General features: G+C 39.9%; 23 protein-coding genes and 2 pseudogenes. 15 read left to right on the forward strand and 10 right to left on the reverse strand.

The genetic code is table 11. The annotated features are described in order from the left end of the window. Nucleotides 1-486 precede the first annotated feature (486 nt). The 4 genes from FIB07_17650 to FIB07_17665 all read right to left on the reverse strand — a co-directional run bounded on the left by FIB07_17650 (nt 487) and on the right by FIB07_17665 (nt 2,245). The gene (locus FIB07_17650) at nt 487-780 is read right to left on the reverse strand and encodes a hypothetical protein (GenBank protein NJD54670.1); all 294 of its coding nucleotides are present in this window, start codon (nt 778-780) and stop codon (nt 487-489) included. A gap of 28 nt (nt 781-808) precedes the next feature. Next, nucleotides 809-1,204, reverse strand: a complete 396-nt coding sequence (locus FIB07_17655) for a hypothetical protein (GenBank protein NJD54671.1) — start codon at nt 1,202-1,204, stop codon at nt 809-811. Further along, nucleotides 1,201-1,404, reverse strand: coding sequence for a hypothetical protein (locus tag FIB07_17660; protein ID NJD54672.1), 204 nt, complete (start codon nt 1,402-1,404; stop codon nt 1,201-1,203). The genes FIB07_17655 and FIB07_17660 overlap by 4 nt, the downstream gene beginning before the upstream one ends. A gap of 109 nt (nt 1,405-1,513) precedes the next feature. Beyond that, the gene (locus FIB07_17665) at nt 1,514-2,245 is read right to left on the reverse strand and encodes a hypothetical protein (protein ID NJD54673.1); all 732 of its coding nucleotides are present in this window, start codon (nt 2,243-2,245) and stop codon (nt 1,514-1,516) included. Between the two features lie 805 nt (nt 2,246-3,050). Here FIB07_17665 and FIB07_17670 point away from each other — a divergent pair. Further along, nucleotides 3,051-3,260: a hypothetical protein gene (locus FIB07_17670; protein NJD54674.1), complete on the forward strand. Its 210-nt coding sequence runs from the start codon at nt 3,051-3,053 to the stop codon at nt 3,258-3,260. A 4-nt stretch (nt 3,261-3,264) separates the two neighbouring features. Beyond that, on the forward strand, nt 3,265-3,696 hold the full coding sequence (locus tag FIB07_17675) for a PIN domain-containing protein (GenBank protein ID NJD54675.1): 432 nt from the start codon (nt 3,265-3,267) through the stop codon (nt 3,694-3,696). Nucleotides 3,697-4,059: 363 nt separating this feature from the next. Here the strand turns inward: FIB07_17675 and FIB07_17680 are convergent, their stop codons facing one another. Next, nucleotides 4,060-4,311: a hypothetical protein gene (locus tag FIB07_17680; protein NJD54676.1), complete on the reverse strand. Its 252-nt coding sequence runs from the start codon at nt 4,309-4,311 to the stop codon at nt 4,060-4,062. 219 nt (nt 4,312-4,530) lie between these two features. Here FIB07_17680 and FIB07_17685 point away from each other — a divergent pair, with 219 nt between their 5' ends. Then, entirely contained in the window at nt 4,531-4,818 is a 288-nt protein-coding gene (locus FIB07_17685) for a type II toxin-antitoxin system HicB family antitoxin (protein ID NJD54677.1), read from the forward strand. Further along, complete coding sequence (locus tag FIB07_17690; GenBank protein ID NJD54678.1) at nt 4,778-4,993, forward strand: type II toxin-antitoxin system HicA family toxin; 216 nt, start codon at nt 4,778-4,780, stop codon at nt 4,991-4,993. Before FIB07_17685 ends, FIB07_17690 begins: the two co-directional genes overlap by 41 nt. Nucleotides 4,994-5,027: 34 nt before the next feature. Here the strand turns inward: FIB07_17690 and FIB07_17695 are convergent, their stop codons facing one another. Together FIB07_17695 and FIB07_17700 are read right to left on the reverse strand one after the other, a co-directional pair. Further along, nucleotides 5,028-5,780 carry a hypothetical protein gene (locus FIB07_17695; GenBank protein ID NJD54679.1) on the reverse strand — a complete coding sequence of 251 codons (753 nt, stop codon included), beginning with the start codon at nt 5,778-5,780 and terminating at the stop codon, nt 5,028-5,030. A 466-nt stretch (nt 5,781-6,246) separates the two neighbouring features. Beyond that, nucleotides 6,247-6,477, reverse strand: a complete 231-nt coding sequence (locus tag FIB07_17700) for a hypothetical protein (protein ID NJD54680.1) — start codon at nt 6,475-6,477, stop codon at nt 6,247-6,249. Nucleotides 6,478-6,543: 66 nt separating this feature from the next. Here FIB07_17700 and FIB07_17705 point away from each other — a divergent pair, with 66 nt between their 5' ends. The 4 genes and pseudogenes from FIB07_17705 (at nt 6,544) to FIB07_17720 (ending at nt 7,857) form a co-directional block, all read left to right on the forward strand. Beyond that, complete coding sequence (locus tag FIB07_17705) at nt 6,544-6,750, forward strand: hypothetical protein (protein NJD54681.1); 207 nt, start codon at nt 6,544-6,546, stop codon at nt 6,748-6,750. 58 nt (nt 6,751-6,808) lie between these two features. Further along, nucleotides 6,809-7,015 (forward strand): annotated as a pseudogene (locus FIB07_17710) (hypothetical protein). A gap of 264 nt (nt 7,016-7,279) precedes the next feature. Continuing rightward, nucleotides 7,280-7,510: a DUF433 domain-containing protein gene (locus FIB07_17715; GenBank protein NJD54682.1), complete on the forward strand. Its 231-nt coding sequence runs from the start codon at nt 7,280-7,282 to the stop codon at nt 7,508-7,510. Beyond that, nucleotides 7,507-7,857: a hypothetical protein gene (locus FIB07_17720; protein ID NJD54683.1), complete on the forward strand. Its 351-nt coding sequence runs from the start codon at nt 7,507-7,509 to the stop codon at nt 7,855-7,857. The genes FIB07_17715 and FIB07_17720 overlap by 4 nt, the downstream gene beginning before the upstream one ends. On the opposite strand, the gene FIB07_17725 is transcribed toward FIB07_17720, so the two are convergent. Next, nucleotides 7,854-8,336, reverse strand: coding sequence for a hypothetical protein (locus tag FIB07_17725; GenBank protein NJD54684.1), 483 nt, complete (start codon nt 8,334-8,336; stop codon nt 7,854-7,856). The genes FIB07_17720 and FIB07_17725 overlap by 4 nt on opposite strands. A gap of 293 nt (nt 8,337-8,629) precedes the next feature. Between FIB07_17725 and FIB07_17730 the strand changes: the two genes are divergently transcribed. After that, entirely contained in the window at nt 8,630-8,878 is a 249-nt protein-coding gene (locus FIB07_17730; protein ID NJD54685.1) for a DUF433 domain-containing protein, read from the forward strand. Further along, the gene (locus FIB07_17735; protein ID NJD54686.1) at nt 8,875-9,153 is read left to right on the forward strand and encodes a hypothetical protein; all 279 of its coding nucleotides are present in this window, start codon (nt 8,875-8,877) and stop codon (nt 9,151-9,153) included. The genes FIB07_17730 and FIB07_17735 overlap by 4 nt, the downstream gene beginning before the upstream one ends. A gap of 175 nt (nt 9,154-9,328) precedes the next feature. Here the strand turns inward: FIB07_17735 and FIB07_17740 are convergent, their stop codons facing one another. Both FIB07_17740 and FIB07_17745 read right to left on the reverse strand, forming a co-directional pair. Further along, nucleotides 9,329-9,751 (reverse strand): hypothetical protein, encoded by a 423-nt coding sequence (locus FIB07_17740; GenBank protein ID NJD54687.1) that lies wholly within the window; start codon nt 9,749-9,751, stop codon nt 9,329-9,331. Continuing rightward, entirely contained in the window at nt 9,751-9,990 is a 240-nt protein-coding gene (locus tag FIB07_17745; GenBank protein ID NJD54688.1) for a hypothetical protein, read from the reverse strand. Before FIB07_17745 ends, FIB07_17740 begins: the two co-directional genes overlap by 1 nt. Before the next feature lie 104 nt (nt 9,991-10,094). On the opposite strand from FIB07_17745, the pseudogene FIB07_17750 reads away from it, so the two are divergent. The 5 genes and pseudogenes from FIB07_17750 to FIB07_17770 form a co-directional block, all read left to right on the forward strand. After that, nucleotides 10,095-10,889, forward strand: a pseudogene (locus FIB07_17750) (ISAzo13 family transposase). A gap of 69 nt (nt 10,890-10,958) precedes the next feature. Then, nucleotides 10,959-11,444 (forward strand): FtsX-like permease family protein, encoded by a 486-nt coding sequence (locus tag FIB07_17755; protein NJD54689.1) that lies wholly within the window; start codon nt 10,959-10,961, stop codon nt 11,442-11,444. Then, the gene (locus tag FIB07_17760) at nt 11,437-12,108 is read left to right on the forward strand and encodes an ABC transporter ATP-binding protein (GenBank protein NJD54690.1); all 672 of its coding nucleotides are present in this window, start codon (nt 11,437-11,439) and stop codon (nt 12,106-12,108) included. Before FIB07_17755 ends, FIB07_17760 begins: the two co-directional genes overlap by 8 nt. A 118-nt stretch (nt 12,109-12,226) precedes the next feature. Then, nucleotides 12,227-12,514 (forward strand): hypothetical protein, encoded by a 288-nt coding sequence (locus tag FIB07_17765; protein ID NJD54691.1) that lies wholly within the window; start codon nt 12,227-12,229, stop codon nt 12,512-12,514. 186 nt (nt 12,515-12,700) lie between these two features. Next, the coding region (locus FIB07_17770) for an ISNCY family transposase (protein ID NJD54692.1) at nt 12,701-13,291 on the forward strand (591 nt) is incomplete at its 3' end.

Genomic DNA, 13,291 nt, shown 5'->3' on the forward strand with positions numbered 1-13,291 from the left:
ATCCTTATATCAATGGATTGGAGGGATTTTTTGCTCTTGAAAGTTCAGTCAATGATGAACCTGAAAAAATTCTTTCTTTGTACAAGGATCGGGATAAGGCTGAAAAGTTCATTCGGGGTTTGAAAGATGGGTTGGAATTGAGACCGATACGACATTGGAGTGATCTTGCAGTTAAAGGATATCTACTGCTTACGTTCCTCACGAATTTTCTTGTCAATTTGACACTTTATTTAGCCAAGAAACCATTAGTTAGAGACATAAGGTTACTCAGGAAATTCCTTAACAATTTGACACTTACCGTCGCATATCCTCCAAATGCCTTCAAATTTACAATACTGTCAAATATTTCGAATGAAGTGATCAGCATTTTAGGCGATTTTATCAAAAAATATGATGACGATAGTCTGAAATTACGCTGGTAAATAGCCATCTGGCAAATTATATAAGGTAATAAAAATACGTTTTACTTAGCCGTAGGTGGCGAAGTCAAGAATCTACTTCAAAAAGATAATCAAAATATTTCCATGCCCTGCAAAGCGGACAACTCTCTTCAAAATCAGGACAGCGAATACCCCAGTTTTTATTCATCCACTCTATCATCCTCTCCTTCATGTATCCGCTGCAATTCTCACATTCCCAGTATTCCGTTTCTTTATCTGTCAGAGCTTTTCCCAGTTTTTTTGAATAGAAGTACTGGATGGGGATTACATTGCCCTGTTCAAGTTTTACATCGAATTTATGCCCACATACCGCACAAGTCCTGTTTTTGAGAATTTTCATTGTGATTCTCTCTCATCGATATAAGAAATCAGTCGCTGAAGCAGAAATCCTCTTCTTTCCTGAAACTTATCTCAAAATTCCTAAAAATATCGAGCCTTCCCAGCAAGTTGGGTACTTCTGACAGAGCAAAAGCAACTCTTGTTTCAATTTCCTTTCCATTTATGAATAAAGGTATTTTATGAACATAAGCCATCATTTCTCCCGCAATTCCCCTGAATACCTTAGCTTCCCCCTGCTCTACATCCACTCCCATTATATCGCCAATCCTTTTCGAAAGGATTGATATATCTGCACCTGAATCTACCAGCATACTGAGTTCAAACATGTCGCCATTGGCGTCTTTTAGCCCCACCTTCGCAATCGGTCTATAAACAAATCCAAGGCTGGAAGAATTTTCCCTTGCGAACTTGAAGCATTTTTTCAAAGGATCAAAGCCTCCTTTCTTGGAACCTGACCCAGGAAAACGATGTTCTTAGGAAATTTAGCTTTGGCTTCCTGATAGACCTTTTTTACGTCCTTGCCGTGAGCAATAATTTTGTCTTCAATGATCGCCACATATTCCCCTTCATATTTAGAGATCATTTCTGCAAGGTTTGCCCTGAAATATTCTAAAGCATCTTTCATGGCTATAATTCTGATTGAATGATTTAAAAGCTTTCCGACCAATCATGCAGCGATATATTTCCTGAATTTTGAATCCTTCTCTGCTATCCTCGGCATCCCCTTTCACCAGCTACATGAGCGCTATATCTTTATCAAACTTGCCCATTTTATCAATGGGAAGGATTACAAAAAGTCTTGTTCTCTGACCTGACCTGTGAAGGTCAAGAAGCCTCCCCAGTCCTTTTGTCACATCGGTCGTATGCTCAACTTCAAAAGCAAACTCAGGCACAGGCATATCGGTATCGCCGCCAAACCACAAAACGTCTATATGGCTTACAATCTCCACAACTTTTGGATGAAATACATCTCTCTGGAATTCTTTTATGGTGGCGACTTCTTCAATGGGCATGTTCATGAACTTCTTCTTTACATCATTGATTGCTGCTGAGGTCTCATAACCATATATTTTTCCAAGCTCAAGCGGCATCCCCTGAACATCCTCATGCCCCCAATTCGGGTTCTTTTTCGGGTCGAACTCCAGAAGAGGCTTTTCTTCCCAGAGATACCATATACCGCTGCCTTTTTCTTCCTGATAGAAAATGCTGTACTGCTGTAAAGTGCGTCTTACTGTATCTCTCCATGTTGGATTTGTTTCGGTTTTCGGGTGGCCCTTTATTTTTGAGTAAATATCGTCAAGATGGCCTGAGCTGCCGATTTCTAAAAGAGCTTCCTTTACAACGTCTTTCCATGTCAGTTTACTCTCGTTCTTCATTTGCTGACTTAAATAAAATTCTTTGATCTTAATGGTTTCGAGTGCGATACCTATCCTGAAACAAGAGTTCGTGCCGAGTTCGTTGTTCATGCTGGCGGTTTTCAGTGTGAAGTGGCCGCTTCGGTAACATATCGGCGCCGGAGAATTAATATTTAAATAGTGATAAATATCGAGCGCATTACACCGCAAAGTACGCGAAGAACGCAAAGCAGAGGCTTCTTTTTACACTTCGGCGTGCTAAAAAGATTCAAAAAAAATCCGCGTATATCCACGTTCATCTGCGGTTTCAAATTGCACAGGGCCCTTTATTTTCGCTGAAAAATCGGCGCGAATCGGTTGACTTCCGGCGCGTAACAATGTAGCGGACGGGCGGCTATGAGGACCTGGGGACGCGCCACATGGAAATTTCATGAAAGCTGCGGTTGGAATCCAATCAATCCTATTATCCTGTCGAAATAAGTTCTTACTCATGTTTTGATTCATGTAGGCTGCTTCGGGACATATCGGCGCCGGGAGTTTAATATTTTAAGAGTAATAAATTTTCAGCGCCCGCCGGAGTACGGATTGCACGGCGGATGCGCACAGATTCCGTATCCGTGAATATCCGTCCAATCCGTGTCATCCGTGTTCCAGTCGTTGAAGGATATTATTTCAATACCATGTGGCAAAAGGCAAAGCGCCGCAGTGATTATCTTTGCGGTCTTTGCGCTCATTGCGGTGAGCCATGTATTTTGCTTCAGAAGTCAAGTGAACACAAACCCTAACGAAAAATAAATCAAAAAATTCGCCATCAAAGACGACGGCTTCTATACCCTAAAACCACGAACAGAATAATGCTGTATCTTAATTGCTTTCTGAGGTTATCTATATAAACAAATAAATCAACTATATAAATATGAGAACTAAGCGACATGATAAGGAAATATCAAATCTTCATGAGATTGCAGCGGTACATTTAAAGAATAAGGATTTGATAAAACTCTCGGAGAAGGCGAAAGAGAAAAGCATGCTATTATTGGAGGAGCAGGGAATATCTGCAATAGCATTAGCCTTATCAAAAACTTTAGTTGATTTCGTCCAGCATCCAGAGAAAATAAAGGCGTGATCGAGTGCGGGCATATCTGGAAACTTCAACACTTGTAGTATACTGTTTTGGCAGGAAGTTAGAGCCTGAGAGATACAAAGATGTAGCGGCTTTGTTTGATAAAATAGATTCACGGGATATCACAGGGGTAGTCTCTTTTTATTCGCTTCACGAATTGTTCATTTTTGCCATAGAAAATTTTTCACCGGATATTTCAAGAAACATCGGTAAAAGAGCACTTGAAGAAATACTCAAAACAAAAGTTGAGATAATTCCCCTTCTTAATAGAGAGCAAAGGATTCGATATTCCAGTGACATCAAATTAAAAGATACTTCAGATATACCCCATGCGATTTTAGCCTTTATAGAAAAATGTGATTGCATTGTGACGTATGATGCGCATTTTGACGATATAAACACTATAATTAAAATATGTCAACCTGAAAAGTTGCTATAAATTGAATCCTTCTTATTACCATCTCTCAAAAACTGGCGCCTACACCGCGAAGTTCGCAAATAACGCAAATCAGAGGCTTCTTTTTACACTTCGGCGCGTTAAAAAGATTCGAAAAAATCCGCGTTCATCTGCGGTTTCAAATTCCTGAAGCTCTTTTTTGCTGAGGCATCGGCGCGAATCGAATGATTCTGGTGCGTAACAATTCAGCGGACGGGGCGGCTATGAGGACCTGGGGACGCGCCACATGGGGATTTCATGAAAGCAGCGGTTTGAATCCAGTCAATCCTGTTATCCTGTCGAAATAAGTTCTTACTCAGGTTTTGATTCATGTAGGCTGCTTCGGGACATATCGGCGCCGGGAGTTTAATATTTTAAGAGTAATAAATTTTCAGCGCCTCCGGAGGAACACTGACTGCACGGCGGATGCGCACAGATTCCGTATCCGTGAATATCCGTCCAATCCGTGTCATCCGTGTTCCAGTCGTTGAAGGATATTATTTCAATACCATGCGGCAAAAGGCAAAGCGCCGCAGCATCTTTGCGGTCTTTGCGCTCATTGCGGCGGGCCTTGCATTTTGCCTCAGTTATCAGGAACGATAGGGTCGAGTCTTTCAAACGTATACCTCACTGCCGTTCTCGTTCATAATGCGGATTCCCCCTGACATGAGTTGCTCTTGCCGCGCGGTTTTTGATGTGAAGTGTTTGCTCGGGAACATATCGGCTCTGGAGATTTAATATTTAAAATTAAATACAATACTCTTAAAATATATCGAGATAATACAAAAGCTATATTAAGAGCATTGATAAATGATAAAATATGCAAAGAGATGCGGCATGATACTTGAATACATAAATGCGGCGCTTGAAAAAGCAAAATATGAGATAATTGAAGATGATGAACCCTATTACGGGGAGGTTCCAGGACTAAAAGGGGTCTGGGCAACCGGCAAAAACCTGGAAGAATGCAGAAGAAATCTTGCCGAAATAATAGAAGGATGGATAATTCTCAGATTAAAAAAAGGACTTCAAATCCCTTCAATCGGTGGTATAAAATTTGAAGAGCCAAGGGTGATGGAATCTCTTGACAAAATTGATGCCAGTGTCATGGAAACAGCTTGTTAAGAGATTAAAGGAATTCGGATTCGAAGGTCCATTCTCTGGTGGGAAGCATCCGTATATGTTAAAAGGCGATCTTGTTTTAACGTTACCTAACCCTCATAAAAAAGAGATTGGGGTTGACCTGCTATCCCGCATATTAAAACAAGCCAACATAAAGAAGCAAGAATGGCTAAAATGATTTCATGTAAGAATAATTCTGCGCCGTCTGTTTTTTACTCGCCAAAAAATTCCATATTCTGTAAATTATGCTCCTTCGCCAGAGTGTATAGCATCATGAGCGGCCCATACGTCCTTGCCCTGCAAATCCCTTTTATATCTCTGAAAAGACTGCGTCCGATCTCTTTATCGAACTTGCCCATTTTATCAATGGGCAGGATTACAAAAAGTCTTGTTCTCTGGCCTGACCTATGAAGGTCAAGAAGCCTCCCCAGTCCTTTTGTCACATCAGTCGTATGCTCAACTTCAAAAGCGAATTCAGGCACAAGCATATCGGTATCGCCGCCAAACCATAAAACGTCTATATGGCTCACAATCTCCACGACTTTTGGATGAAATACATCCCTTTGAAATTCTTTTATGGTGGCGACTTCTTCAATAGGCATGTTCATGAACTTCTTCTTTGCATCATTGATCGCTGCTGAGGTCTCATAACCGTATATTTTCCCAAGCTCAAGCAGCATCCCCTGTACATCCTCATGTCCCGGGTTCGGGTTCTTTTTCGGGTCGAATTCCTGCAGGGGTTTTTCTTCCCTGAGATTCCATATACCGCTGCCTTTTTCTTCCTGATAAAAAATGCTGTATTGCTGTAAGGTGCGTCTTACGGTGTCTCTCCATGTTGGATTTGTTTCGGTTTTCGGGTGACCTTTTATTTTTGAGTAAATATCGTCAAGATGGCCTGAGTTGCCGATTTCTAAAAGAGCTTCCTTTACAACGTCTTTCCATGTCAGTTTACTCTCGTTCTTCATTTGCTGACTTAAATAAAATTCTTTGATCTTAATGGTTTCGAGGGTGACGTAGATTTCCTGCAATAGGAGTTTATTGCTCACGTTGCACTGTTTTTCCGTGAAGTGGTTACTTCGGGAACATATCGGCGCCGGGAGTTTAATATTTTAAGAATAATAAATCAGTGATGTTTTGATGGGACACGGATTGCACGGTGGATGCGCACAGATTCCGTATCCGTGAATATCCGTCCAATCCGTGCCATCCGTGTTCCAGTCGTTGAAGGATATTCTTTCAATACCATGTGGCAAAAGGCAAAGCGCCGCAGTGATTATCTTTGCGGTCTTTGCGCTCATTGCGGTTGGCCTTGTATTTTACCTTGAGTCAAAGTGGGCACAAACCCTAACCGAAAACTCCATCAAAAAATTCGCATTCAAAGATTACGGCTTCTACAAGATAAAACCACGAACGGAATACCCGATATGCTGGTCATATCCAGACGGCTATGAATGCAGATACACCGTTAAAGGATGAACGCTCCACGTCACCCACGATAGCCCGAACAAAGTCTGGCTGGATGTTTATCCGGGGATATTTAACGGTAGTTTGCTTGAGAGTTATGAGGTGCTGATTAGAGGTGATAAGGTCGAATCTTACAGAAGGGATTATCCTGATGCACAAACGGGTTTCACGGTGCTGCGCTACCGCTTTTATGGACATGTTTGTGAAATGGATTTATTTAAATAGTAAGCAAACAAGAATTATCATGATAAAATGATAAATAAAATGGTTACCCTTGATAAAGTTCTCGAAGAAGCAGAACATTTAGAATTTGATGATCGGGAGTATCTATTGAATATTCTTTCTAAAAGGCAGATTGAGTTAAGAAGGATTGAAATATCTAAAAGGATAAAAGAAGCATTGAGAGCTTACAAAGCGGGAAATGTAAAGAGCGGAAAGTTCGACGAGCTATGGAAAGACCTGAATGATTGAACTTATATGGGATGAGAAATTTAAAAGATTATTATAAAGTGGAGCCAGAAACATCCTGATTTAATGCAGATTCAGGAATAAAATGGAATTATTTGTGATCGATCCATTTCATCCATCTTTGAAAACACACCGCTTAAGTGGCATCTTAAAAGGTTCCTGGGCAATGCGAATAAATTATGAACAAAGGTTGATATTCAGATTCGTGGATAAAGAAAAAAAGAAAATCCTGCTGATAGATTTAGGAACGCATAATGAAGTATACTAACATAAATTCGACACCATTCCATAAATCTGCGCTATGAGGACTTGGGGACGCGCCACATAAGGATTTCATAAATGTTGCGGTTTGAATCCAGTCAATCCTGTTATCCTGTCGAAATAAGTTCTTATTCTGGTTTTGATTCAAGTAGGCTGCTTGGGGAACATATCGGCGCCGGAGAATTAATATTTAAATAGTGATAAATATATAATGCAAAGCACCTGACTTGCACGCAAAACTATAATACCCCCAATACCAACTATTATAGAGATGGAAGAAAGAATAGTTGTAAATCCAAAAATAATGGTTGGAAAGCCTATTATTAGAGGAACAAGAATTCCGGTGGATGCCATACTGAGAAGATTGGCAGATGGAATGAGCATAGAAGATATACTCGAAGAATATCCAAATCTCAATGAAGAGGACATACGGGCTGCTCTCAGGTATGTTTCAGACATGGTAGCGGGAGAGGAGATAATCCCCATTGTGGAGACGGCTTGAAAGTCAAATTTCTCATTGACGAGTGCACAGGCAAGAGACTTGCAATCCTATTAAAAAATGCAGGTTATGATGTTCTTTTTGTTGGCGACTGGAAACACTCGGCTGCTGATGATGAAGTTCTTCAAAAATCTAACGATGATGGAAGGATTTTAATTACTGATGATAAAGACTTCGGCGAACTTGTCTTCAGGTTACAAAAACCCTCCCGTGGAGTTATACTAATAAGAACTTCAACGACTAATCCGGCTAAAAGATTTGACCTTCTCAGAATACTTTTAAAATCTACCGACGTAGATGGAAAATTTATCGTTCTAAAAGATAGTGTAATAAAGATAAGGGATACTTAAAAAGTAAAAACAATGATATCAATTGCCGTATCTATATGGCTCAGAATCTCCACAACTTTTGGATGAAATACATCCCTTTGAAATTCTTTTATGGTGGCGACTTCTTCAATGGGGCTGCTCATAAATTTCTTCTTTGCATCATTGATCGCTGCCGAGGTCTCATAACCGTATATCCTCCCAAGCTCAAGCAGCATCCCCTGAACATCCTCATGCGCAGGGTTCGGATTCTTTTTCGGGTCGAACTCCTGAAGAGGCTTTTCTTCCCTGAGATACCATATACCGCTGCCTTTCTCTTCCTGATAGAAAATGCTGTACTGCTGTAAGGTGCGTCTTACGGTGTCTCTCCATGTTGGATTTGTTTCGGTTTTCGGGTGTCCTTTTATTTTTGAGTAAATATTGTCAAGATGGCCTGAGTTACCGATTTCTGCGAGGGCTTCTTTCACAACATCTTTCCAGGTCGGTTTACTCTCGTTCTTCATTTGCTGACTTAAATAAAATTATTTGATCTTAATTGTTTCGAGGGTGACGTGGATTTCTTGCTGCAAGAGTTCGTACGAGTTCGTATTGAGTTCGCTGTTTATGCTGTGAGGTTTTTAGTGTGAAGTGGCTGCTTGGGGAACATATCGGCGCCGGGAAATTAATATATAAATAGTGATAAATGTGCGATGCCTTACACCGCCAGAAACTCAAGGTGAAGGTTCCAATCCGTTTCTGTACCCGGTAGCAACAAGACTTTTATACACAATAAGGATAATTGTATAGATAGATTACCATGCAAAAAGAAATTTTCAAGCGGATCGTTTGCGACCCTGATCTTCTTGGTGGAAAACCTGTTATAAAAGGAACCAGGATATCTGTTGAATTCTTGCTGGAACTGCTGGCAAACAACTGGACCCATGAAGAGATAATGGAGAACTATCCCCGGATCAAAAAAGAAGATATCCTTGCTGCCCTAGAATATTCGCTATCTCTCCTGAAAGAAGAACATCTTTACATAATTCCCGAAAAGGCTACTGCTTGAACAATTTGCCCACCTTTTTGGCCGATGAGAACATTCCCTTAAATGTAGTAAAACAACTCCGAAAAGAAGGATGTAAGATAATATCCGTTGCAGAAGAATTTGCAGGATCAAGCGATGAGAAGATACTGGAATTATCATCAAGAAATAAGTGGGTAATAATCACATTCGATAAAGATTTTGGAGAACTTATATATAAACAGAAATCAAGCAAACCATACGGGATAATCTTTTTACGAGTACCCCAAAATCGCCTGCATATATATTGCAACTATTAAAATGGCTTTTATTAAAGTCAAATATCTCATTTGAAGGAAATTTTTTGATTGTGAACAAAGACAAAGTAAGAACTATAAAAATGAGTGATTTTTAATAAATTGTGATTATCGGCGCGCAAAAAAAATGGGCAGTGCAGATTTATGAAAGTAAGTATTTTCAACTGTGACTTACGATTCATCCTCTAAGGGATATAAGCCGATGACATCTTTTGTGGACAATACCTGATACGCTCTCCAAATATCTCCTGTCTGAAGTGTTTTGTATTGTAGGTCCAGATTCCTTCATTATCCACAGTAAGGCAAGCGCGATAATCGGTGCGTCGTCTTTATCATCTTTAAGTTTCTCAGCCTCTGGAATATACGGATTGCAAACCTCTGTGGGAACAGCTATTACAAATAGTCTCTTTACGTCACTGACAACTTCAAGCAATTCATCGTCACTAAGCTTGTTCCTGTTCCATCGATCCCTGTGCTCCCATAACTCCCCAAAACAGTGCTCAGGGGACACAAATACATCTGGATTTTCGGCTATGATTCTGCGGGTTATGCCGTTTGTAAGAAGAAATGCCAGCAGAACATTCGTATCGACAATTATCATTATTTCTTCTCAGAACGCCATTTGCTTACCATCTCTTTTATATCTTTTTCCTCTAATCCTTTTACTTCGAGCTTCCTCAGTTTCTGGAGGACTTTTTTTCGCTCAACATCTTCAAGAAATTCCCTGATCGCTGCCCTGAACCATTCGTTCCTTGTCTTGAATCCAGAGATTTTCAGGGTTTCATCAAACTCTTTAAGCAATCTTTTATCAAGCCTGAAAATAATTTGAGTTTCTGTCATAACAATATGATATCATTTTGATATCATATATAATTTTCGTAAACTCAGAGTATCGTTAACTCCCTTCCAGGCTTCATAACAGCATATTGTCTTGATTTCAAGCTTTGAAGGAAAACGATTACTCACTTCAGGCGAATAAGAAAAATATAGAAGGTTCTTCAGTACTTGAAAGAGATGCCCAGTTTAGATATATAAACGAACAGGCGAAAGAATTTATAAATCAAAAGTATCCTGTAATATCAGTTGATGCAAAAAAGAAAGAAAACGTAGGGGATTTCAAAAATCCTGGAACAAGTTGGACAAAAAAAGGCCAAGCTAAAGAAGTAAATGTGTATGATTTTCCTTCACTTGGGAATGGAAGGGCGACACCGTATGGGATTTATGACCTAAAGAGAAATGAAGGAATGGTAAATGTGGGAATTAACTATGATACATCCGAATTTGCCGTTGAAAGCATCAGGCAATGGTGGCTAATGTTTGGAAGAAATAATTATCCAAATGCAAAAGGGTTGATGATATGTGCAGATGGCGGCGGAAGTAATGGAAGTCGTAATAAAGGCTGGAAATTTCATTTACAGGAATTGGTCAACCAGATCAAAATACCAATAACTGTATGTCATTACCCTCCTGGGACAAGCAAATGGAACAAGATAGAACATTGCATGTTTTCATATATCACAATGAATTGGAAGGGTAAACCGCTTGTTAGTTATGAAACAATCATAAAACTCATTAGTGGCACGAAGACAAAAAAAGGTCTTACTGTGGCATCTCGATTGGATGAAAAGGAATATACCAAAGGAGTAAAAATATTGGATGAAGAAATGGAAAAATTGCAGATAGAATACCATTCTTTACATCCTAAATGGAACTATTCCATTTCACCAAAAGGAGATTAATTTAGATAAGTTATTTCACGGTAATCCCTTACAGACATACAACTGGCTGAAAAATACAAGTTATTGGTCGTGCAGCAGGGGATTAACGGTAAAGTAACAACATGGGAGGAAGAAGCCGTTTATGTTCAAAGGCTTAAGAGCAACTGGGTGTTCATTTCAAACATGTTCATTATTCTCAGTCTGGTTGCAGCCTTGGTCTCTGTTGGTGTTTTAATGTACACAAGGGTAGAGCATAAAATAAGGGAGATAGGGATAATGAAAGCAATAGGCGCGCGGAATTCTTTTGTGCTGAGAGTTATTCTCACGGAATCTCTGATTTTCGGGATTACGGGTGTTATCCTGGGAAGCATTATGGGGTTGAGTATCACCAAATACTGGGAAGTTCATCCGATCATGCTGAGCACAGCAGAATCTAATGTTATCAGTGCTTCCTTTTCATTTTATTTAGTCCTGATACCTTCAATTGTAATTTTGCTTGCTACACTGCTTGCAGGCTTATACCCTGCCTGGCGAGCCTCAAGGATTAACATAATCAAGGCGACATGGCATGGTTAATATAATTGAAACCAGAGATTTGAGTAAGACGTATTTGATGGGCAAAGTTGAGGTGCCTGTGCTCAGGGGGGTGAATATAGCAATAGAAAAAGGTGAGTTCGTTGCGATAATGGGCTCTTCGGGCAGCGGAAAAAGCACGCTTCTCAATATGATCGGAATGCTTGACGCACCAACAGCAGGCAGGATTTTAATCGAGGAAACTGACGTATCAGAGATGAATGAAGATCAGCGTGCGGATTTCAGGCTTAAAAAGCTTGGGTTTATTTTTCAATTGTTCAATTTATTTATGGAGCTTACCGCACTGGAAAACGTTGCATTTCCGTTACTGATAGTAAAGAGAAAAGATTTTGAAGAAAGAGCAATGAGATTGCTTGATTTGGTCGGGCTATCTGATCGTGCAGGTCATAAACCGTCAGAACTTTCTGGCGGGCAGCAACAGAGAGTAGCGATTGCAAGGGCTTTAGCCAACGAGCCTGCACTTTTGCTTGCTGATGAGCCGACAGCCAATCTGGATACGAAGTCCTCAGAGCAGGTAATAAATCTGTTAATAGAACTGAATAAATCCGGTCAGACTATTGTGATGGTAACACACGAACCTGAGCTTGGGAAGCGGGCGGACAGGATAATCTGGCTAAAGGACGGGATGGTAAAAAATGAATTTTGATTTATGGATAAAATAACTGATACTATAAGCAGGATGCTCCCCTCCCACCAAAATGTTTTTAATTCATTGCTCTAATATTAAAAATGATATTCATGAAGGAAAATTCACTTCTTTACTTATGGGTATTGCCGCAGTCTATGTAGGTTTTACTCTTTCTAATATAGGAAGAAAACAGGATATCCTTATTGAGATGGCCAATATAGCATTGTACATAGTTCTTGTGCTTCTCAGCTTGTGGATTACGCCATACCTTCTTGTCGCAGGTTATTTCTGGCACGGCATATGGGATGCCATCCACCACAAAAAAATAAACCTTGTTCAAACAAAAGTGCCTGAATGGTATATATACGGCTGCATAATCTACGACTGGGCTGTCGGCTTTTTTATTCTCGCGTGGCTGATGTGATGGCAGGAAATATTGCAAACAACATCAGTGGCAAAACAATTAAGGTGGACGGATTGAATATTTATTATCTTGGGGAAGAAATCCAATTAGCTATTTGACTTAAAAAGCTATCTTTTTGTTAGCTATGACCTGATTTTCACAAAAATTCTATCGACATATATAAATACTTTGCCAGGACTGCCTCTTATGGCAGAAACTTCAAAAGTCTTTAAAGGAGTCTCCTTCACAGACTCCCTTAAAAACTATATGGGCTTAAGAAATGTTTCGCTATGTCAATTTTTATTTTTCCTAAACATAGCGGACATTGCACAGCAAATAGAAAACAACTTCTACAGCGATAAAGATTGGCATTTCAGATATAATGTATCGGCAATGATCAAATTTGCTATAGTAAAATTCTTCAGGCAGCAGCCTTTCAAGAAAATCGTTTTATCACAGGATGAGGCATGGCTCCTTGGTTTTGAAGAAGGAAAAGATGGGGGAATCTCAATACCATCAGGTGGAACGCTTCATCATTTTGTCAAATACCGTTTAGGAATTGAGGGTATCAACAAAGTCATGGAAATGGTGGGTGAACGAATTGTTAAACTCATAGATTTGAAAGATGCCAAGTTGGATTCAACTCCGCTTGAAGCCTCAAGATACGACGTTCATAGCGATTTCAATCCGCATTATGAATGCAAGATGGAAAAAGCCCATATCACAATGATTGGAACTTATCCTGTGTTTATGACACACACCAATGGACTTGCTGGAGACTCTCCACAGGTGCCAGCC

It is taken from the genome of Candidatus Methanoperedens sp. (genome assembly GCA_012026795.1).
Lineage (GTDB): Archaea > Halobacteriota > Methanosarcinia > Methanosarcinales > Methanoperedenaceae > Methanoperedens.